A 20,383-nucleotide genomic window follows, 5' to 3' on the forward strand; every position below is an offset into this window, starting at 1 on the left:
CGCGGGTAAACCCGCTCCTACCACGGTGGTGGACACACATCGGGATCGTCGTAGGAGCGGGTTCACCCGCGAAGAGGCCGGGCCTGCTGGCCAATTTCCACTAGCCGTTCACCGTTGCAGCCGCCATCGTATTCGCGGGTAAACCCGCTCCTACCACGGTGGTGGACACACATCGGGATCGTCGTAGGAGCGGGTTCACCCGCGAAGAGGCCGGGCCTGCTGGCCAATTTCCACTAGCCGTTCACCGTTGCCGCCGCCATCGTATTCGCGGGTAAACCCGCTCCTACCACGGTGGTGGGCACACATCGGGGTCGTCGTAGGAGCGGGTTCACCCGCGAAGAGGCCGGGCCTGCTGGCCAATTTCCACTAGCCGTTCACCGTTGCCGCCGCCATCGTATTCGCGGGTAAACCCGCTCCTACCACGGTGGTGGGCACACATCGGGATCGTCGTAGGAGCGGGTTCACCCGCGAAGAGGCCGGTGCTGGCAAAACCCATTTTAAATAATTCTCAATATTTTTCAGATTCACCCTGTCACTTTTCAGATCTCGCTCGGCAAGGAAGCAGCAAGCACTTACCCGTCGAGGAACCGCCGCATGTCCCGTGCCGTTGATCATATCCTGCGCCCCAGCCTGATGGCCCTGGCCATCGGCCTGGCTGCCCCGCTGACCAGCCCTGCCTTGTTCGCCGCCGAGCAATCCACGTCGCGCGCCTACAACCTGCCCAGCGCACCACTGGCCACCACCCTCAACCAGATCGCCAGCCAGGCCGGCATTGCCTTGGCCATCGACCCGGCACTGGTCAGCGGCCGCACCTCGGCCCCGGTCAACGGCCAATACAACGGCCTGGGCGCCCTGCAAGCCGCCCTGAGCGGTACCGGCCTGCAGTTGCAGCAGAGCAGTGCGGGCAGCTACAGCCTGGTGGCCGTGCCGGATGGCACACTGGCCTTGCCGGAAACCACCGTGAATGCCACCAGCGCCAGCGAAAGCGCCTGGGGCCCGGTTGAAGGCTACGTGGCCAAGCGCACCGCTGCTGGCACCAAGACTGACACGGCACTTGTGGAAGTCCCCCGCTCCATCTCTGTCGCCACCCGCGAGCAAATGAAAGACCGCGGTGTACACAGCCTGGATGATGCAGTGCGCTACATGCCAGGCATCGTCTCCGCCAGCTTCGGCAGCGACACCCGTTATGACTGGATGCGCGTGCGCGGCTTCGAGCCAACGCAGTTCCTCGATGGGCTGCCGCTGCCACGCGGCGTGTATGCCAACCCGAAAGCCGAAACCTGGAACCTCGACCGCCTCGCCCTGCTGCGCGGCCCGGCCTCTTCGATCTACGGCCAGACCCCACCTGGTGGCCTGCTGGACATGGTCAGCCGCCGTCCGCAAGCCGAAAGCGCTCACGAAATCGAGCTTCAATACGGCAGCGACAACCATCGCCAGATCAACTTCGCCAGCACCGGCAAGATCGACGATGAAGGTCGCTTTCTCTATGGCCTCAGTGGCGTTATCCGTGACAGTGGCACCCAGATTGACCACATCGACAACAAGCGCTACAACATTGCCCCAAGCCTGACCTGGAACATTGACGAAGACACGACGCTGACCTTCCTCACCCAGTTCACCCGTGACGATACCGGCGCCACCAGCCAGTTCCGGCCCATCCAGGGCACCAAAATCGACATGCCATTCGGCAAGATCTCGCACCACAAGAACCTGGGTGACCCGGACTACGAGTTCTACGACCGTACTTACTACGCGCTGGGTTACGCCTTCGAACACCGCATCAATGACGTCTGGCAGTTCCGCCAGAACCTGCGCTACACCAAGTCGGACCTGTCGTTCCAGACCATCACCCCTGGCAGTTACAACAAGAGCTCGCCACCGGTGCAGGACGATGGCACTGTCAGCCGCATGTCCACCAACACCGATGAAGACATCAGCCAGTTCGCGGTGGACAACAACTTCCAGGCGGACTTCGCTACCGGGGACATCGACCACACGCTGTTGATCGGCCTGGACCACCAGCGCATCAACACCAACTACCTGTCGATCTTCGACTTCAACGTGCCGGACAGCAACGTCAACAACCCGGTATACGGGCTGCCGATCACTCGCCCGGATCGCTCGACCGCGTTTTACGACTACAACCAGAAAACCCGTCAGACCGGCCTGTATGTGCAGGACCAGATGGCGCTTGGTAACTGGCGCCTGACCCTGGGCGGTCGTGAAGACTGGGTGCATACCGGCACCAAGTTCTTCAACCAGGGTGATGCCACCAATACCCAGCGGGACAAGAAATTCAGCGGCAACGCAGCCATCAGCTACGTGTTCGACTCGGGCTTCGTGCCGTACCTGTCCTATGCCGAGTCGTTCCAGCCGTCCAGCAATGCCAGTGTGTCGGCCTCGGATTCGTTCAAGCCCACCGAAGGCAAGCAGTGGGAGCTGGGCGTGAAGTATCAGCCGCCGGGGTCCAACACCCTGTTGTCGGCAGCCGTGTACGACCTGACTCAGAAAAACGTCTCGGTCACCAACACGGTCGGTGGTGTGACCATCACCAGCCAGACCGGTGAAGTGAAAGTCCGCGGCCTTGAGCTGGAAGCGGTTTCCGATGTGACCGACAACCTGAAGGTCATTGCCGCCTACACCCTGGCCAAGTCCGAGGTTCAGGACGGCGATTTCAAAGGCAACCGTCTGCAACTGATGCCGAACCAGCAAGCGTCCATCTGGGGCGACTACACCTGGCACTCAGGCGTACTCGACGGCTTCGGCATCGGCCTGGGCACGCGTTATACCGGTAATACCTATGGTGACCAAGGCAATACCTACCTGGGCAAGGCCAAGGCCTACACCGTCTTCGATGGGTCGGTGCATTACGACCTGGGTCGCCTGAACGGCAGCCTGAAGGGCGCGTCGGTCGCGGTCACCGCCACCAACTTGCTGAACAAGGATTACCTCTCTACTTGTGACTCGTACTACTGCTATTACGGCGATGAGCGCAGCGTTGTCGCCAGCGCCACTTACAAGTTCTGAGTGAACTGGGGCCGCCTTGCGGCCCCGGGTTCCAACCGACAACAATCGGTACCGTGATGAAAAGCCCCACCATCCGCCGCTGGTCCTTGATCCACACCTGGAGCAGCCTGGTCTGTACCCTGTTCCTGCTGTTGCTGGCAGTCACCGGCCTGCCGCTGATCTTCCACCACGAACTCGAACACCTGCTAGGCGACGCCCCTGAACTGCGTGAAATGCCGGCAGGCACCCCGCACCTCGACCTGCAGCAACTGGTGCTCAAGGCCGAACAACATCGCCCCGGCGAGGTCATGCAGTACTTCGGCTACGATGAAGACGAGCCCAACGGCGTGGTCGCCATTACCGCCGCCACCGCCGGCACCGACCCCAACCTGTCGCATACCTTCATGCTCGATGCACGCACCGGCGAGGCGGTGGCCATGCCGGCCGCCAACGGCGGTTTCATGATGGTGATGCTGCGCCTGCATGTGGACATGTTCGCAGGCCTGCCGGGCAAGCTGCTGCTGGCCTTCATGGGCGTATTGTTCATCGTCGCGATTGTCTCCGGCACCGTGCTCTATGCGCCATTCATGCGCCGCCTGGAATTCGGCACCGTACGCCACAAGAAATCCCGCCGCCTGCGCTGGCTCGACCTGCATAACCTGATCGGCGTGGTCACCCTGGCCTGGGCATTGACGGTGAGCGTGACCGGGGTGATCAGTGCCCTGTCCGACCTGGTCATCGCGGCCTGGCGCAATGACAGCCTGGCTGCGATGGTTGCCCCCTACCGCGACGCCCCGCCGCTCGTCGAGCGCGCCCCAGCCACTCGCCTGCTGGACATTGCCGAACAGGCCGCGCCGGGCATGCGCCCGGATTTCATCGCGTTTCCAGGCACGCGTTTCTCCAGCGAGCACCACTATGCGGTGTTCATGAACGGTGCCACTCACCTGAGTTCGCACCTGTTCACGCCGGTACTGATCGATGCTCGCACCCTTGAAGTGACTGCCGTAGGCGACCGTCCCTGGTACATGGATGCCATGGGCCTGTCGCAGCCACTGCATTTCGGCGACTACGGCGGGCGACCGATGCAGATCCTCTGGGCGTTACTGGACGTGCTGACAATCATCGTGCTCGGCAGCGGCCTCTACCTGTGGTGGGGCAAGCAGCGTAAACCCAGGGAGGCGCGCGCATGAGCCACAGGTCACAAGCCACTGCACGCCTCTTCGCCTGGCCAGCGTTGATTGCCCTGCTTGGCTTCCTGGGCCTGTTCGCCGCACTGCTCGGCGACGGTGGCTGGGACGTTCTGGCCTGGGCCGGCCTGGGCCTGCCGGCCTTGCTGAGCCTGCGCGGGCTGCTCTGGCGTCGGGGGCGCTAGCCCGCTACCACCCCGCAACCGCAGCTATTGCCAAGCATGGGGTTTCCTCAACCAAGGACCCGCCCCATGCGCCCCCTCGAACAACTGGAACAGATCGACCGACAAATCGGTGACCTGCTCGACGGCCTCCCGACCCTCGACCTTCAACACCCCATCAACCCCGACACACGCACCTGGCTGCACGGCGAACTGGCCAGCTTCTGGACCACGGCCGATGAGCAAGGCGAAACCCCCAGACAAAAGCTGCTGGCACTGCGCAAGGCGCTGATGCTGGCCGAGGTTGAACTGCGCCTGGGCGACGAGACCTTGGGCTACCGCTCAGCCGATCAACTATGGGCCTGCCTGCAACAGCCACTACCCTCCCAACGCAGGCATATGCCCCTGGCCAAAAGGCCACAGGTCTACCGCGTTCTGCTGGAAGGCCTACGGCCCAACTGGCGAAGCTACCTGCCAGGCACACTGATCATCGTTGCCGGTACAGCCGAGGGCCACATGCTCACGCCTCAGGATGCCGCAGGCGCTGCCTTGCTGTGCAGCCTGTCACAAGGCATCGAGGCCTTCGACTCCCTTGCCGCACTGCACCTGGAGCTTTGCGAACGCCTGGAAGACCCACTCCAGAGCAGACCGCTGCTGCATCTGTACACTGACACGCAGGCGGACCGCGCTCGCCGGTCACAGCGCCTGCGCTATGAATGGTACGCCGACAGCCTGCTGGAGGCCCAGATCGACAGCGTGATAGAAGCCCAACGCCAACGCCTGAGTGACACCGGCTTGTGGAGCAACGGCTCACCCGACCAGCACACCCGAATACATGAAGCCCTCGCGCTATGGCACGAAGTCGGCGCCAAGCCCATCCTGCAAACACGCTACTCCCAATTGCTTGAGAAGCACCTGCCCAACTGGCTGCGCAATACATCTGCGCAAGGCCTGAGCCATATGATGCAGGCCATGCAAACGCTGGTGGCAATCGCCGAGCAGGCTGCTGCCCCGGGAGTGCTGAGCCTTGACGACTTCAAGCAACGCAATAGCCTGCTGGCCTGGGCCAACGCACGCCTTCGCGAGCGCCTGAGCCATGACCTGGGGTACGAAACAGATCCTCGCGAGATCAAGATCGTGGTCGTACGCGCCCGCCGCACGGGCGCAATCATGCATCCCTTCGCCCTCTCATCCTATGTCACCTATGTAGGCATGCGACGCGTGGGCCACGAGATGGTGGAGATGGTCGAGGAAATCAACACCCTCGAAGAGATCGCCCTCAAGAACTTGCCGTGGTTCGATACCGACTACTGGCTGACTGCCCGGGTGATCCATGCCCACGGCAAAGCCATGCCCGCCGGGCTCACACCGCAGTATGTCAAGCACATGGTCCGGGAACTGAACGTGGGTGACAGCTACGCAAAGTACCTGCACACCCAACTCATCAGTTCCAGAGCAGGCAAATGGCGCCTGACTGCGCACAGCAAGGTCAACCGTGCACGCATGCGCGCTGAAGCAGTCAAGGCGCACTACGCCGGACACTTTGGCGAAGACCCTTTCGAACATGGCTACAACTGGGTGCGCGCAGTGCTGAACCAACCACACAATGCCTTGCGTGCGCCAGTAGCAGGCTACCCGGTCACTGTTCGCCAGTTGAACATCATGGGCCATACCGTGCAGGGCGTGCTGCTGCTCAACAGCACCCCCTACAAGTCTCCGGCATGCGTGCTGTACACCCCGGATGCCCCGGACCGCAGGGCCTGGCGCCGTTTTCGCACGACCCGCGAACTGCTTCGCACATTGCGCCAGCAGCCCACGTTGAGAGCATATGTGGCCGAGCGCCTGCCATTGCTGCCTGCTGCTACAGTGCAGCAGCTGCTGGACAAGGGGCGCATGAGCACGCATTTGAGGACACCCGAGATCCAGGACGACCTGTTCTTCGTCTACTACATGGCCGAAGCCCGGGCGCTGATTGCTCAGGCCGATGCCGACAGCATGACGACCAGGGAAGTGAATGTGGAGTCGGTCATGGCGCTGAGCTGGCGCTTACTGGACTTCATCAGCCTGCTGCTGCCGAACCGCGCGTTGCTGGTACTGTCGATCGGCCGCATGGCAATCGACATCTGGGATGGCGCCGAGGCCTTCAAGCAAAAGGATGTGGAAGGGGTGATGCGGCATGCCTATCAGGCGCTTAGCCACCTCAACGATGCGGGTACCAGTTTTTTGGGTTCCAGAGTGCTACGCCGATCCCTGCGCGGGATCCCCAAACCACCGCCACTGCCGCTACCCGCACGCCTCCAGGTAAAACCGGGCAGCAGCAGCCTGCGCTATCGCATAGACGGTATCTACGATGAAGGTGTATACGAACAACGCTCGGCGTTTGGTGGGCTGTCGCTGTACTTCATCAAGGACAACGACAACCGCTACTATCAGGTCAGCTTCGACGGCTACCGCTGGCGGGCCATCGACCCTGGCCAGCCAGATGCCTATCTGCAGCAACCGCTCAAGCGCAAAGCCGACGGGCAATGGGTGATCGACTCACCGGTGCTCTGGTACGACGGGTTGCCCGACCTGAAGCAGTTGCTGCAGGACTGCTATCTGCAAGTGCCAATGGCTGGCCTGCCGGTAAACATCGAACAAGGGCTTTTTCAGGCTGACGATCAGCTGTACCTGGCGCTCAAGGACGGGCAGTTGCCTGTGCGCCGTCACCTGCTGCCGGATCATTACCACTTGCAGATTGCCGTTGCCAGCAACACCAGCGTGGTGCCGTGGGCGGTGCTGCGCCACGAAAACGGCCAGTGGCTGATACGCGTTCGCCAGGCAGGGCGCAGCAGTGACTGGCTGACACTGCCAGATCAACCACCGCCGGCCCACTGACAGCCGGAACCGGCGGCCTCAGTCGACCAGTTTTGGCAACAGCCGGTCCAGCCGCTGATGCAAGGCACTGCCATTGGGCCAGTTGCGCAGCAGCCGTGCCCGGTCACGGGCATAGGCCGGTGCGAAGCTGAGCTGGGTGGCATGCTGGCACATGGCATCGAGGTCGATCAGCGACCACTGGCCGTTGTGCCAGAACAGGTTATGGCCTTTGAAGTCGCCGTGGCTGATGCGCTCGCGAATCAGCTGCTGCATCACGTGCACCAAGGCCTCCACCTGCTCCTCGGGCGCATCGCCGCTTTCGACGTAGGGCGCGAAGCATGCCGTCAGATCCTGGCCGTCGACATACTCGGTGACCAGGTAGGCACGGCTGCGCAGGCCCAGCACCCGCTGTTCCAGCACCGCGAGGGGGCGTGGCGTGGCGATGTCGAGGAACTCCAGGCGGTGGCCTTCAATCCAGGAATGCCAAGCCCTGCTCGGGCGCCAGAAGCGCTTGAACCAATGCGCGGTGTTCTTGATGTTGTAGCGCTTGATCACCAACTGGCGACCGTTGACCTCAATGCGCGCCACGCTGGCAGCGCCACCGGTCTTGTACAAATGGCCGGTGTCGATCAGCGCATCGGCCTGCTCCAGTACAGGCTGCAGGGCCTCGACCTCACTGCGGCGGATCGCCTGCAAGCCCGAAAGGGTGCGCTGGACGCTGAACAAGCTGCACTCGCGGCCAGCCTTGTCCAGATAGTCCTTCTGGCGCCAGGTGCGCACCTTGTCCACCTGTTTCTGCAGCGCTTCCAGCGGCAACGCATGCTCGGCGTTGGCCAGCAGGTAATGCACCAGCAGCTCTTCGATGAACGGCTCCAGGCGCTTGGGCAACTGGGCGAAAAACACCCCGAGGTTTTCCAGCACGCGTGGACGCGACAACTGCTGACCGGGCGTTTCCGCCCTTATGCCCGCACCGTCGATCAGGTACAGCTTGCCGGCATGGCGCAGCAGGTTGTCCAGGTGCAGGTCTTCCTGCCAAAGGCCTTGGGCGTGCATGTGCGCCACGGCAGTGAGCGCTTCGCCCAGCACCAGGTGCTGCTCGTCCGCCAGCACTGGCAGGTTTTCCACTGCGGCCCAGGCATCGGCCAGGCTTTGGGCACCGTCAAGGAATTCGAACAGCAGCCAGCCACCCTCGCCTTCCTTGAGGCCGTCGGCCAGTAGCGTCGGCGTGGTCAGCCCTTGTTTGGCCAGCAATTTCACACCCTGCAGTTCGCGCTGGAAATGCCGTGCAGCGTTACCACCGACCAGCAACTTTGCCAGCACCGGTGTACCGCGCCAGACACCAGCGCCCACATAACGCTGGCCCGGCAGCACGCGCAGCAGGCTGAGCAATTGCAAGTCGGCGCTGCCAGCGGCATCAACCAACGTGATGCTCAGGGGCAGCGATGGGCTGCGCCCGGCATCCTTCAATTCAGACAAACGCATCAGCGGGCCTCTTTTTCACGACGGCGTTGCGTCAACCGTTGCAGCCAGCTATCGACCAGCGCGCCGTCGGCGGGCTGCCCCAGGTAGGTAGCCAGCAAAGTACGTACATCCTGCACGCTCCACGCCTGGGCGCGGCGCAGCAGCGGCTCCAGGTCCTTGAGGCGGTCACGCATGCCGAGCAGCAGGGGACGGGTCTTTTCCAGGTCGATCAGTTGCGCATCCCAGCCGTCGCGCCGTTGGCGCAAGAAAATGTGCTTGGGGTAGAAGCAGCCATGCACCTGGCCGGCGCTGTGCAGGGTACGCGCCAGCTGGCCGCAGGCCTGCAGGATGTCAGTGCGCTCGGCCTTACCCAACCGCGGCCATTGCGCCAGCAGGCTTTCGAGGTCGGCCCATTCGTCCAGAGCGCGGGTCATCAGGATGGCCCGGTGCTTGCCACCCTGCTTGCGCTCGCCGTAGAACACCGCCTGCAATGCCGGAATGCGCAGCTTCTGGTAGCGACTGATGTTGCGGAATTCCCGGGCGAAGGTGGGCTCGCCGAACGGCCGGTGCAGGGTACGGGTCAGGTAGTCGCTCTGGCGCTTGAGGTAGTAGCCCTTGCCTTCGAGTTCCAGACGGAAGACGCTGCTCCAGCCACCACGGCCGGTGTTGGGTTCGTCCACAGCATCAAGTTGCAGCGCCCACAGCGCCTCGAAGTCGTCCAGGCCATGGCGCTTGAGCAGCGCGAGGTCCGCGCTGGCCAGGTAATCGGTCATTCCCTTCCCTCGAAAAAGCCCAGTACCCGACGAATGCGCTTCTTGTCACGCACATTCAGCCGGTCACGGCCACGGTATTGCAGGTAGAAGCGCAGGCGCTGGGTAGCTGACAGGTGGTATTTGGCCACTTTGTCCAGGCATGCCAGGTCCTTGATCATCCGGTGGCGCCACATGAATCCGCGCCAGAAGTCGCCGGTGGGGCAGTCGATGAAGAATAGCGTGCCCTGGTCATCGACCAGCAGGTTGCGCCACTTCAAATCGTTATGGGCGAAGCGGTGCTCGTGCATGACCCGGGTATGGCGCGCCAGTTGACGGCTGATATGGTCGACCCAGGTGCGGTCGGCCAAGCGCGGATCGTTGTGTTCGGCCAGGGCCGACAGGTCTTCGGTGCGCGGCAGTTCACGGGTGATCATCGCGCCACGGCCAAAGGCCAGGCCGTTGCGCTCCAGGCCCCAGGCCACGACTTCGGCGGTGGGGATACCCCATTTGGCGAACTGCTTGAGGTTTTGCCATTCGGCCTTGATGCGTGGCCGCCCCAGATACCGGCGCATGTGCTTGCCGGCCCCGGTGTAGCGCTTGACATAGTAGTTGATCCCGTCACGCTCGATGCGTACCACCTCACTGAGCGGATCGCGGGTCAGCCGTTCGCCCTGGAGGGCGAATACCGCATCGAGGCTGCCGAAGTCCGCCGCCAGGTGTTCGTACCCCGGCGCCAGTGTCCAACTCGCCATCAGAGTGCATCCCCATAGCGTTGCTTGCGATCGTAGAGTTTCTGGGCCTTGCGCTCCAGCCAGGCGAGCAGCGCGGCTTCCTCCTTCAGCACCTGCCGCAGCGGACGCTGGAAGTAACCACGCAGGAAGCGCAGCTTGTCGCGTTGGGTCAGGCCGATGTCCAGGGCCGAAAAGTACAGCGCAGCCAGGTCCTTGTCACGCCAGCGGCGGCTGATCGTGGCACGGGTTTGCGCACGGTGCAGGTCGATCACCGACAGCTTGAAGTCATCCGCCGTCACCGGTCGGTCGGTGTGCAGCAGGAAATGGCAGATGTAGCAATCGCGGTGGTTGACCCCGGCGCGGTGCATGCCGCCGGTCATCTTCGCCACCTCGGCGATAAGTGCACGCTTCAGACGCGGCTCGGGAGGCTGCTTGACCCAGTCGATGCTGAAGTCTTCCAGGCTGATGGTGGGCGCCAGCTCTTCGGTGATGATGAACGAGTGCTGCGTGGCCGGGTTGCTGCCACGCTCGCCGTAGGCGACTGCGGTCATGGTCGGCACACCCACTTCGTGCAGGCGTTGGATCGCCCGCCATTCCTGGCCGGCACCGAGTACCGGCAGCTTGGCGGTGAACAGGTTCTTGAAGATCTCGCCCCAGCCGATGCCACGGTGGATCTTGACGAAAAAGCCCTCGCCAGCCACCTCGGTGCGCAGCGTGCGGCGCCCTTCCAGCTCGCGATAGACCTCGCCTTGCAGCGCCTCCACGGCGTCGAAGGCATCACGCCCGGCCCACAGGCGTTTGAAGGGCTCGGCCAATATCAGCTTCATGCGGTTTTTTGCCCCAGGATCACGTCGGCAGCATGCTGTGGCATGCTGTACAGATCGGCGCTATCAGCAAATGCCAGGCCATTGCGCGACCAGCTGGCACGCGCCTGCGGGTCTTCGAGCATGCGCTGCAGGTAGCCGTTGAGCTGCTCTTGTTCGAACGGCTCATCCAGCACCAGGCCGCTGTCGGCCTCGGCAATGTAGTGGGCATACCCGCACACCTTGGACACCAGCACCGGCAAGCCGGCGACCAACGCTTCGAGCAGCACCGTACCGGTATTCTCGTTGTAAGCCGGGTGAATCAGCAGGTCGGCGCCCAACAGGAAGCGCGGGATGTCGCTGCGACCCTTGAGGAACTGCACCTGGTCGCCCAGGCCCAGGGTAGCGCTTTGCAGCTGGAATACCTTGGGGTCGTCCTGGCCGATCACCATCAGCCTGGTGCGTTTGCGCAGGGCTGACGGCAGCGCGGCCAGTGCCTTGAGGCTGCGGTCCACGCCTTTGGTCTTGAAGCCTGAGCCAATCTGCACCAGCAGCAGGTCGTCATCCCCCAGGTTGAATTCCTTGCGGAACTCGGCGCGGATCTCGGCGGCATTGGCCGGCGCACGGCGATCCTGGGAAATGCCTGGCGGCAGCAGGTGGAAGCGTTCTACCGGGGTGCCGTAATGCTTGATGAACAGCGGCTGCTGCACTTCGGAAATCATCAGCACTTCGGTATGGGCGTCCTTGGCGAACACCGCATGCTCGTACTCGGCAAAGTGCCGGTAGCGGCCCCAGCGACGGTACAAGCCACCGCGCAGGGTCTGCGCCTTGTCTTCGAAGCAGCCGTCGGCGGCGTAGTACACGTCCAGCCCCGGCATCTTGTTGAAGCCGATCAGGCGGTCGACCGGGCGCTTGGCCAGGTCAGCGGCCATCCAGGCACTGAGCTTCTCGTTGCGGCGGTGGTTGAAAATCGCCTTCACCGGCGCCACCAGCACTTCGAAACCCGGTGGAATGTCACCCTCCCAGATCAGCGTGTACACGCGGATCTGGTGGCCCCGCTTCTGGCATTCCAGGGCAATGCGCATGAAATCGCGCTGCAGCCCGCCGAAGGGGAAATATTTGTAAAGCACGAAAGCCAGTTGCATCAACGGACATCCTCAGCCAGCAGCAACGCGCTCAAGCGGCTCGCCACATGCTCGGGATTCAGGCGAGTGAAGCACAGCGGCCACTCGCGTTTCAGATCGAACCGGGCCAGGTCATCGGCGCTCGGTTTGTAGGTGCACTTCTTCTGCAGGCAGGGAGCGCAAGGCCAGTCACTGGCCTGGTGAATCTGGGTCCGTCCGTAGGCGCCGGTCAGGCCCGGGTTGGTCGGGCCAAACAGCGAAAGGGTGGGCACATCGAGCGCCGCCGCCAGGTGGCCAAGGCCGGTGTCGACCGCCACGCAGGCCTTTGCCGCCGCCAGTACACGAGCGACGCCGGCAAGGTTCAATTTGGGAAGCACCTGGCAGTTGTTCAAGCCTAGGGCAATTCGCTCGGCCCGCGCCTTCTCGGCCGGATTACCCCAGGGCAGGCGCACTTCCAGCTTGCGCCGGCCCATGCGCTCGGCGAGTTCGCGCCAGTAGGCTTCGGGCCAGTGCTTGGTCGCCCAGGTGGTGCCATGCAGGAACACCACATAGGGCGCAGCCGGCGGCAGTTGCAGGCGGTCGAGGTCCAGGCCGTAGTTGCCGATGCCTTCTGGCAGGTCGTAGGCCAGGGCCATGGCAAACAGCTGGCGTACCCGCTCCACCGCATGCTGGCCGGTGGCGACCGACAGAGGCCGGTCGTAGAAGCGGCTGGCCCAGCCTTCGCGGGCCGAGTAGCGGTCCAGGCCGGCTACGGGTGCCTTCACGTAACGGGTCAACCAGGCCGACTTGACCAGGCCCTGAGCGTCGATCACAAGGTCATACTTGCGCTCGCGAACGCGCTGCTTGAACGCCTTCCACTCGCCACTCTTGATGGTTTGCCAGAGGTTCTTGCGCCAGCGACGGATCGCCACCGGGATGACCTGGTCGACCGCAGGGTGCCAACTGGGGATTTCGGCGAAGCCTTCTTCCACCACCCAATCGAAACGGATGCCTGGAATGGCATGGGCGGCATCGGTAAGCGCCGGCAGGGTGTGGATGACATCCCCCAGCGACGAGGTCTTGATGATCAGTACCCGCACTTAGTCGACCTCGGCCACGGTATCGATCAGGTCCGGTCCGCTTAGGCTGTGCAGGGCGGCGATCACTTTGCCCGGATCCAGCAGACGCAGGCAATTGTAATGGCCGAAGCGACAGGTGCGGTCAAAGCACGGGCTGCACTCGATACCGGTGCGCACCACTTCCACCTGTTCGGCCAGCGGCGGGGTGAAGCCGGGTGAAGTCGAGCCATACACCGCCACCAATGGACGGTTCAGCGCAGCGGCCACGTGCATCAGGCCGGAGTCGTTGGACACCACGGCATGGGCGCAGGACATCAGGTCGATGGCCTCGGCCAGCGAGGTCTCACCGGCCAGGTTGGACGACTCTTCACGGAACCCCGGAATAAGCCGGTCGCGGATCTGCTCACCGACCGGGTGATCGTTCTTGGAGCCGAACAGCCACACTTGCCAGCCTTGTCGAATCATCGCATCGGCCACAGCGGCATAGTGCTCTGCCGGCCAGCGCTTGGCTTCGCCAAACTCGGCGCCAGGGCACAGCGCCAGTACCGGACGGTCCAGTTCCAGGCCGAACTTGGCCAGGGCGGCGTCGCGGCTTTGCGCTTCGATCTGCAGGTTGGGACGCGGGTATGGCTGCGGCAGCTCGGCGCCGGGCGCGTAAGCCAGGGCCATGAAGCGCTCGATCATCAGCGGGTAGCGGGTCTTGTCCAGCTTGCGCACGTCGTTCAGCAGACCGAAGCGCATTTCACCGCGCCAGCCGGTGCGTTTTGGAATGCCGGCAAAAAAAGGCACCAGCGCCGACTTGAGCGAGTTGGGCAGCAGGATGGCCTGGTCGTACTGGCCGGCCAGGGACTTGCCGATGCGCCGCCGCGTGGCCAGTTCCAGCGCACCGTGGCCGAGCGGGAAGCTCAAGGCCTGACGCACTTCAGGCATGCGTTCGAGGATCGGCCGGCTCCACTCGGGGGCCAGCACGTCGATCACGCAGTCGGGGTGCTGCTGTTTCAGGCACTGGAACAGGGTCTGCGCCATCACCATGTCGCCAACCCAGCTGGGGCCAATGATCAGTATTCTCATGCTTAGTCCAGAAACGCTCGGGGAGGCTACAGGCTGCGGTCCAGCCTGGCCTCCCCTCTTTATATTCAGGCTATGTGGCGGACAGTGTACCACTCACATGGCCTATTCGCGGGCAAGCCCGCTCCCACAGGGATTGCACACTGCTCAGGGCCTGTGCAGTACCTGTGGGAGCGGGCTTGCCCGCGAACAAGCCAACACGGTATCAGCTTAAACCCAACTCACCCCAGATCCGCCGCACTTCACGGCGTTCATCGGCAAACTGCGCCGCATCGATCACCCCGGCCTGCTTCTGCAGGGCCTGGCGGTGCGAGGCCGAGCGGAACGCCTTGTACACTTCACGCAACAGCACCGCGTCACTGGCCGGCATCAAGTTCGCCTGCTCCAGCTCTTCCAGAATGCGGATGTTATCGGTCCATCGAAGTATGGCCGGATGGTCGTGGGACCAGGCCAAAGCGGCGTATTGCACCATAAATTCGATATCGACGATACCGCCGGCATCCTGCTTGATATCGAACGGCACGCCGGCGTCGAAGGCGTTCGCCCCCGTACCGGCAACCGTAGCCTTGGTACCGAGGTTGTCACGCATCTTGGCGCGCATTTCACTCACCTCGCTGCGCAGTTTTTCCAGGTCGCGCGCCTGGCCCAGTACCTTGGCGCGCACACCTTCGAATGCCGCCCCCACCTGCTTGCAACCCACCAGCACACGGGCCCGTACCAGCGCCTGGTGTTCCCAGGTCCAGGCTTCGTTCTGCTGGTAGCGTTCGAACGCACCCAGCGAGCTGACCAGCAGCCCCGAGGCGCCGGACGGGCGCAGGCGCATATCCACATCGTACAGTTGGCCCGAGTTGGTCTGGGTGGTCAGCAAGTGGATGATGCGCTGCCCCAGACGCGTGAAGAACTGCGCACTGTCGATAGGCTTCGCACCGTCGGTTTCCGCCTGCGGATCGCCGTCATGGATGAAGACCAGGTCCAGGTCCGAACCGTGGCCCAGTTCCAGGCCGCCCATCTTGCCGTAACCGATGATGATGAAACCCGGGTCGCACAGGCTGCCGTCGCTGCGCTTGGGTTGGCCATGACGGGCCACGGTCTGGCGCCAGGCCAGGGCCAGCACCTGGTCGAGGATGGCTTCAGCCAGCCAGGTCAGGTAGTCGCTGACTTTCATCAACGGCAGGTTGCCGCTGATTTCCGAGGCGGCCACGCGCAGGCTGTGGGCCAGCTTGAAATGGCGCAGCGCTTCCATCTGCTGCTCCAGGTCGTCCTCGGGGATGCGCGTCAGGCGCTCGCGCAGTTCGCTGGCCAGTTCTGGCGCCAAGGGCGGGCTGAACAAACGGCCCTCATTGAGCAGTTCGTCGAGCAGCAGCGGGTACAAGGCAATCTGCTCGGCAATCCACGGGCTGGCAGCGCACAGCGTCAGCAAACGGCGCAAGGCACCCGGGTTTTCGGTCAGCAGTACCAGGTAGGCAGAACGCCGCGCCACAGCCTCGACCAATGGCAGCACCCGCTCAAGCACCAGGTCGGGGTTGTCATGCTCCACCGCCTGGGCCAACAGCCGCGGGATGAATGCGTCTAGTCGCTCACGGCCGATGCGCTGCATCGAGCGCAACTGCGGGCTGGAACGCAGCCCGGCCAGGCGCCGCAAGGCTTCGGCGGGTTGCTTGAAGCCAGCCTCTTGCAATTGCCGGCCAGCGGCTTCTTCATCCTGCGCCTGCTCCCACAACGGCGACCACTCGCCACCCACCACCAGTTCGCCTTCGCCGTCTTCATCATCCGGGTCGGCAATGACCTGGCGGAAATGCCAGTCGATGCGGCCACGCCAGTACATCAACTGGTCATGGAAGCTATGCCAGTCGGCAAAGCCGAGCATGTAGGCCACTCGTGCCTGATCGGTCTCACCTTCCGGCAACATTTGCGTCTGGCGGTCGGCGATGGCCTGGATGGCGTGCTCGGTGTACCGCAGGAACTCATAGCCCTCGCGCAACTCGGCCACCACTGCTGGCGGCAGGTAGCCTTGGCCTTCGAGGGTGGCCAGCACCTTGAGCAACGGCCGCTGCTGCAGGCTGAGGTCACGCCCGCCGTGGATCAGTTGGAAGGCCTGGGCGATGAACTCCACTTCGCGAATACCACCGGCACCCAGCTTGATGTTCTCGGCCATGCCCTTGCGCCGCACTTCCTGCTGGATCAGCTGCTTCATGGTGCGCAGCGCTTCGATTGCGGAAAAGTCCAGGTAGCGGCGGTACACGAACGGGCGCAGCATCTCCTGCAACTGCGCGCCAGCCGCCTGGTCGCCGGCCACCACCCGCGCCTTGATCATCGCGTAACGTTCCCAGTCACGGCCCTGGTCCTGGTAGTACTGCTCCAGTGCATTGAAGCTGAGCACCAGGGCACCCGCCGAACCATAGGGACGCAGGCGCATGTCAACGCGGAATACAAAGCCGTCGACAGTAACCGGGTCAAGCGCCTTGATCAGCCTTTGGCCCAGGCGCGTGAAGAACTCCTGGTTGTCCAGCGAGCGCTTCACCCCTTCGGTTTCACCGCCCTCGGGGAAACCAAAGATCAGGTCGATGTCCGACGACAGGTTAAGCTCTACCGCTCCCAACTTGCCCATGCCCAGCACCACCATGTGCTGCGGCTGGCCGCTGCGGTTGCCGATGGGTGTCCCGAACTGCTGGCAATGGCGCGGGTACAGCCATTGGTAGGCTTCGTCGATGGCCGCATCGGCAAGGTCCGACAGGTCCCGGCAGGTTTCGCCAAGTTCCGCCTGACGGGTAATGTCGCGCCAGATAATGCGCAGTTGCTGGCGGTTGCGCGCGCGGCGCAGGTTGCGCGCCAGTTCGTCCTCGCTCTGTGCTGCCTGGGCCGTTGCGGCGATTTGCCCGCGCAGCTCACCGGGGGCGTAACGCCGCTCCAGCTCGCCACTGGCCAGCAGGGCGAACAGCATGGCCGGCTCGCGCTGGGCCAGGCTGAGCACGAATTCACTGGCAGCAGCCACCTGGTCGAACTGCTGCCGGTGCAGCGGGCTCCAGGCCTGCAGGTCGAGTTCGGGGTGGCCGGCCACGGCATCGCTGATGAACTGCTGGTTGCGAGTGACCAGCGGCTGCAAGGTGGCGGGCAGATCGGAGGGCAAAGGTAGGCGCATGGTCTATCCTTGATCGGCGTGAAATAGAGGGGAAAAAGCGGCCAAGGGGAAGCCGGACCACGGTTGGACTGTCGTACAAAAGTTGGAAATAGCTGAAAAAAACGAAATCTTGGCAATAAACATCAAGAACCACCCGTTCGCGACACAATGCCAACCAACATGAACGTTTTTCCTCACAAGCCAAGGTGCGACCAAACGTCGCACAAATGTAGTTTTACTACTACTCGTGTCGTGTAAAAGCATGAAATGCGAAAGCAAATGTAGTAAAACTACAACGCGCCGGAAGACACCCCGGTAATCCAAGAATTCACGACGTCTGCCCATAAGGCCAGTCGCAATCTCAGGCAATCGATTCTGGTTGCCTTTCCGCCCTGGAGCAAGCCATGCAAGACCTCGATCCAATCGAAACCCAGGAATGGCTGGATGCCCTGGAGTCGGTCCTCGACAAAGAAGGCGAAGACCGCGCTCATTACCTGATGACCCGTATGGGCGAGCTGGCCACCCGCAGTGGCTCCCAGCTGCCATATGCGATCACCACGCCATACCGCAACACCATCCCTGTCACCCACGAAGCACGCATGCCTGGCGACCTGTTCATGGAACGCCGCATTCGCTCGATGGTGCGTTGGAACGCGCTGGCCATGGTCATGCGCACCAACCTGAAAGACTCGGACCTGGGCGGACACATCTCTAGCTTCGCCTCCAGTGCCACCCTGTACGACATCGGCTTCAACTACTTCTTCCAGGCCCCTACCGAAGAACACGGCGGCGACCTGGTCTTCTTCCAGGGCCACGCATCGCCAGGCGTCTACGCCCGTGCCTTCATGGAAGGCCGTATCAGCGAAGACCAGATGAACAACTTCCGCCAGGAAGTGGACGGCAACGGCCTGTCTTCGTACCCGCACCCATGGTTGATGCCTGATTTCTGGCAGTTCCCGACCGTTTCGATGGGTCTGGGCCCGATCCAGGCGATCTACCAGGCACGCTTCATGAAGTACCTGGAAGCCCGTGGCTTCATCCCGGCCGGCAAGCAGAAGGTCTGGTGCTTCATGGGCGACGGTGAGTGCGACGAGCCGGAATCCCTGGGTGCAATCGCCCTGGCCGGCCGCGAGAAGCTGGACAACCTGATCTTCGTCATCAACTGCAACCTGCAGCGCCTCGACGGCCCGGTTCGCGGCAACGGCAAGATCATCCAGGAACTCGAAGGCGTGTTCCGTGGCGGTGGCTGGAACGTCAACAAAGTCGTCTGGGGCCGTTTCTGGGACCCACTGCTGGCCAAGGACACCAACGGTGCCCTGCAGCGCCGCATGGACGAAGTCATCGACGGCGAGTACCAGAACTACAAAGCCAAAGACGGCGCGTACGTTCGCGAGCACTTCTTCAACACCCCGGAACTCAAGGCCATGGTCGAAGACCTGTCCGACGAAGAGATCTGGAAGCTCAACCGTGGCGGTCACGACCCGTACAAGGTCTACGCGGCGTATCACCAGGCTGTGAACCACAAAGAGCAGCCGACCGTCATCCTGGCCAAGACCATCAAGGGTTACGGCACCGGTGCTGGCGAAGCCAAGAACACCGCGCACAACACCAAGAAGGTCGACGTCGACAGCCTGCGTCACTTCCGTGACCGCTTCGACATCCCGGTCAAGGATGCCGACCTGGAGAACCTGCCGTTCTTCAAGCCGGAAGAAGGTTCTGCCGAAGCCAAGTACCTGGCCGAGCGCCGTGCTGCCCTGGGCGGTTTCGTGCCACAGCGCCGTGCCAAGAGCTTCAGCGTGCCGACCCCGCCACTGGAAACGCTGAAAGCGATCCTGGACGGCTCGGGCGACCGCGAAATCTCCACCACCATGGCCTTCGTGCGTATTCTGGCGCAGCTGGTCAAGGACAAGGACATTGGCCAGCGCATCGTCCCGATCATCCCGGACGAAGCCCGTACCTTCGGTATGGAAGGCATGTTCCGTCAGTTGGGCATCTACTCGTCGGTCGGCCAGCTCTACGAGCCAGTCGATAAAGACCAGGTGATGTTCTACCGCGAAGACAAGAAGGGCCAGATCCTCGAGGAAGGCATCAACGAAGCCGGCGCCATGTCGTCGTTCATCGCTGCCGGTACCTCGTACAGCTGCCACAACCAGCCGATGCTGCCGTTCTACATCTTCTACTCGATGTTCGGTTTCCAGCGCATTGGCGACCTGGCCTGGGCCGCTGGCGACAGCCGCACCCGTGGCTTCCTGATCGGCGGTACCGCCGGCCGTACCACCCTCAACGGTGAAGGCCTGCAGCACGAAGACGGTCACAGCCACATGATGGCGGGCACCATCCCGAACTGCCGCACCTACGATCCGACCTACGGCTACGAGCTGGCGGTGATCATCCAGGACGGCATGAAGAAGATGACCGAAGAGCAGCAGGACATCTTCTACTACATCACCGTGATGAACGAATCCTACCAGCAACCAGCCATGCCGGCCGGTGTCGAGGAAGGCATCATCAAGGGCATGTACCTGCTGGAAGAGGACACCCGCGAAGCCGCACACCACGTACAACTGATGGGCTCCGGCACCATCCTGCGCGAAGTCCGCGAAGCCGCGAAGATCCTGCGTGAAGAGTTCAACGTCGGTGCCGACGTGTGGAGCGTCACCAGCTTCAACGAACTGCGCCGCGACGGCCTGGCCGTGGAACGCGCCAACCGCCTGAAGCCTGGCCAGAAGCCACAGCAGACCTACGTCGAGCAGTGCCTGAACGGTCGCAAAGGCCCGGTCATCGCCTCTACCGACTACATGAAGCTGTTCGCCGAGCAGATTCGCCAGTGGGTACCGAGCAAAGAGTTCAAAGTCCTGGGTACCGACGGTTACGGTCGCAGCGACAGCCGCAAGAAGCTGCGTCACTTCTTCGAAGTCGACCGCCACTTCGTGGTGCTGGCTGCCCTGGAAGCCCTGGCTGACCGTGGCGAGATCGAACCCAAGGTTGTTGCAGACGCTATCGTCAAGTTCGGTATCGACCCGGACAAGCGCAACCCACTGGACTGCTGAGGAGTATT

General features: G+C 62.8%; 13 protein-coding genes. 5 read left to right on the plus strand and 8 right to left on the minus strand.

All coding sequences use genetic code 11. From position 1 onward, the window contains the following. The first annotated feature begins 594 nt into the window (after positions 1–594). The 4 genes from J3A98_RS22595 (at position 595) to J3A98_RS22610 (ending at position 7,231) form a co-directional block, all read left to right on the plus strand. Positions 595–3,027 (plus strand): TonB-dependent siderophore receptor, encoded by a 2,433-nt coding sequence (locus J3A98_RS22595; RefSeq protein WP_209968595.1) that lies wholly within the window; start codon positions 595–597, stop codon positions 3,025–3,027. A gap of 56 nt (positions 3,028–3,083) precedes the next feature. Then, positions 3,084–4,196, plus strand: coding sequence for a PepSY-associated TM helix domain-containing protein (locus J3A98_RS22600; RefSeq protein ID WP_209968599.1), 1,113 nt, complete (start codon positions 3,084–3,086; stop codon positions 4,194–4,196). Then, positions 4,193–4,378 carry a hypothetical protein gene (locus J3A98_RS22605; RefSeq protein ID WP_011953272.1) on the plus strand — a complete coding sequence of 62 codons (186 nt, stop codon included), beginning with the start codon at positions 4,193–4,195 and terminating at the stop codon, positions 4,376–4,378. The genes J3A98_RS22600 and J3A98_RS22605 overlap by 4 nt, the downstream gene beginning before the upstream one ends. Before the next feature lie 66 nt (positions 4,379–4,444). After that, positions 4,445–7,231: a DUF6543 domain-containing protein gene (locus tag J3A98_RS22610; protein ID WP_209968603.1), complete on the plus strand. Its 2,787-nt coding sequence runs from the start codon at positions 4,445–4,447 to the stop codon at positions 7,229–7,231. Positions 7,232–7,249: 18 nt separating this feature from the next. Here J3A98_RS22610 and J3A98_RS22615 read toward each other — a convergent pair whose 3' ends face one another. From J3A98_RS22615 to glnE, 8 genes are all read right to left on the minus strand, one after another. After that, the gene (locus J3A98_RS22615; protein ID WP_209968606.1) at positions 7,250–8,692 is read right to left on the minus strand and encodes a lipopolysaccharide kinase InaA family protein; all 1,443 of its coding nucleotides are present in this window, start codon (positions 8,690–8,692) and stop codon (positions 7,250–7,252) included. Then, positions 8,692–9,444, minus strand: coding sequence for a lipopolysaccharide kinase InaA family protein (locus J3A98_RS22620; RefSeq protein WP_176683546.1), 753 nt, complete (start codon positions 9,442–9,444; stop codon positions 8,692–8,694). The genes J3A98_RS22615 and J3A98_RS22620 overlap by 1 nt, the downstream gene beginning before the upstream one ends. Then, positions 9,441–10,175 carry a lipopolysaccharide kinase InaA family protein gene (locus J3A98_RS22625; RefSeq protein ID WP_176683547.1) on the minus strand — a complete coding sequence of 245 codons (735 nt, stop codon included), beginning with the start codon at positions 10,173–10,175 and terminating at the stop codon, positions 9,441–9,443. Before J3A98_RS22625 ends, J3A98_RS22620 begins: the two co-directional genes overlap by 4 nt. Further along, on the minus strand, positions 10,175–10,981 hold the full coding sequence (gene rfaP, locus J3A98_RS22630; protein ID WP_176683548.1) for a lipopolysaccharide core heptose(I) kinase RfaP: 807 nt from the start codon (positions 10,979–10,981) through the stop codon (positions 10,175–10,177). Before rfaP ends, J3A98_RS22625 begins: the two co-directional genes overlap by 1 nt. After that, positions 10,978–12,102, minus strand: coding sequence for a glycosyltransferase family 4 protein (locus tag J3A98_RS22635; protein ID WP_209968608.1), 1,125 nt, complete (start codon positions 12,100–12,102; stop codon positions 10,978–10,980). The genes rfaP and J3A98_RS22635 overlap by 4 nt, the downstream gene beginning before the upstream one ends. Next, positions 12,102–13,160, minus strand: a complete 1,059-nt coding sequence (gene waaC / locus J3A98_RS22640; RefSeq protein WP_176683550.1) for a lipopolysaccharide heptosyltransferase I — start codon at positions 13,158–13,160, stop codon at positions 12,102–12,104. The genes J3A98_RS22635 and waaC overlap by 1 nt, the downstream gene beginning before the upstream one ends. Then, positions 13,161–14,210, minus strand: a complete 1,050-nt coding sequence (gene waaF / locus J3A98_RS22645; RefSeq protein ID WP_176683551.1) for a lipopolysaccharide heptosyltransferase II — start codon at positions 14,208–14,210, stop codon at positions 13,161–13,163. A gap of 202 nt (positions 14,211–14,412) precedes the next feature. After that, positions 14,413–17,346, minus strand: coding sequence for a bifunctional [glutamate--ammonia ligase]-adenylyl-L-tyrosine phosphorylase/[glutamate--ammonia-ligase] adenylyltransferase (glnE, locus tag J3A98_RS22650; protein ID WP_209968612.1), 2,934 nt, complete (start codon positions 17,344–17,346; stop codon positions 14,413–14,415). A 383-nt stretch (positions 17,347–17,729) separates the two neighbouring features. On the opposite strand from glnE, the gene aceE reads away from it, so the two are divergent. Next, entirely contained in the window at positions 17,730–20,375 is a 2,646-nt protein-coding gene (gene aceE / locus J3A98_RS22655) for a pyruvate dehydrogenase (acetyl-transferring), homodimeric type (protein WP_003255651.1), read from the plus strand. Positions 20,376–20,383: the final 8 nt, after the last annotated feature.

It is taken from the genome of Pseudomonas sp. BP6, assembly GCF_017875935.1.
Classification (GTDB): domain Bacteria; phylum Pseudomonadota; class Gammaproteobacteria; order Pseudomonadales; family Pseudomonadaceae; genus Aquipseudomonas; species Aquipseudomonas putida_Y.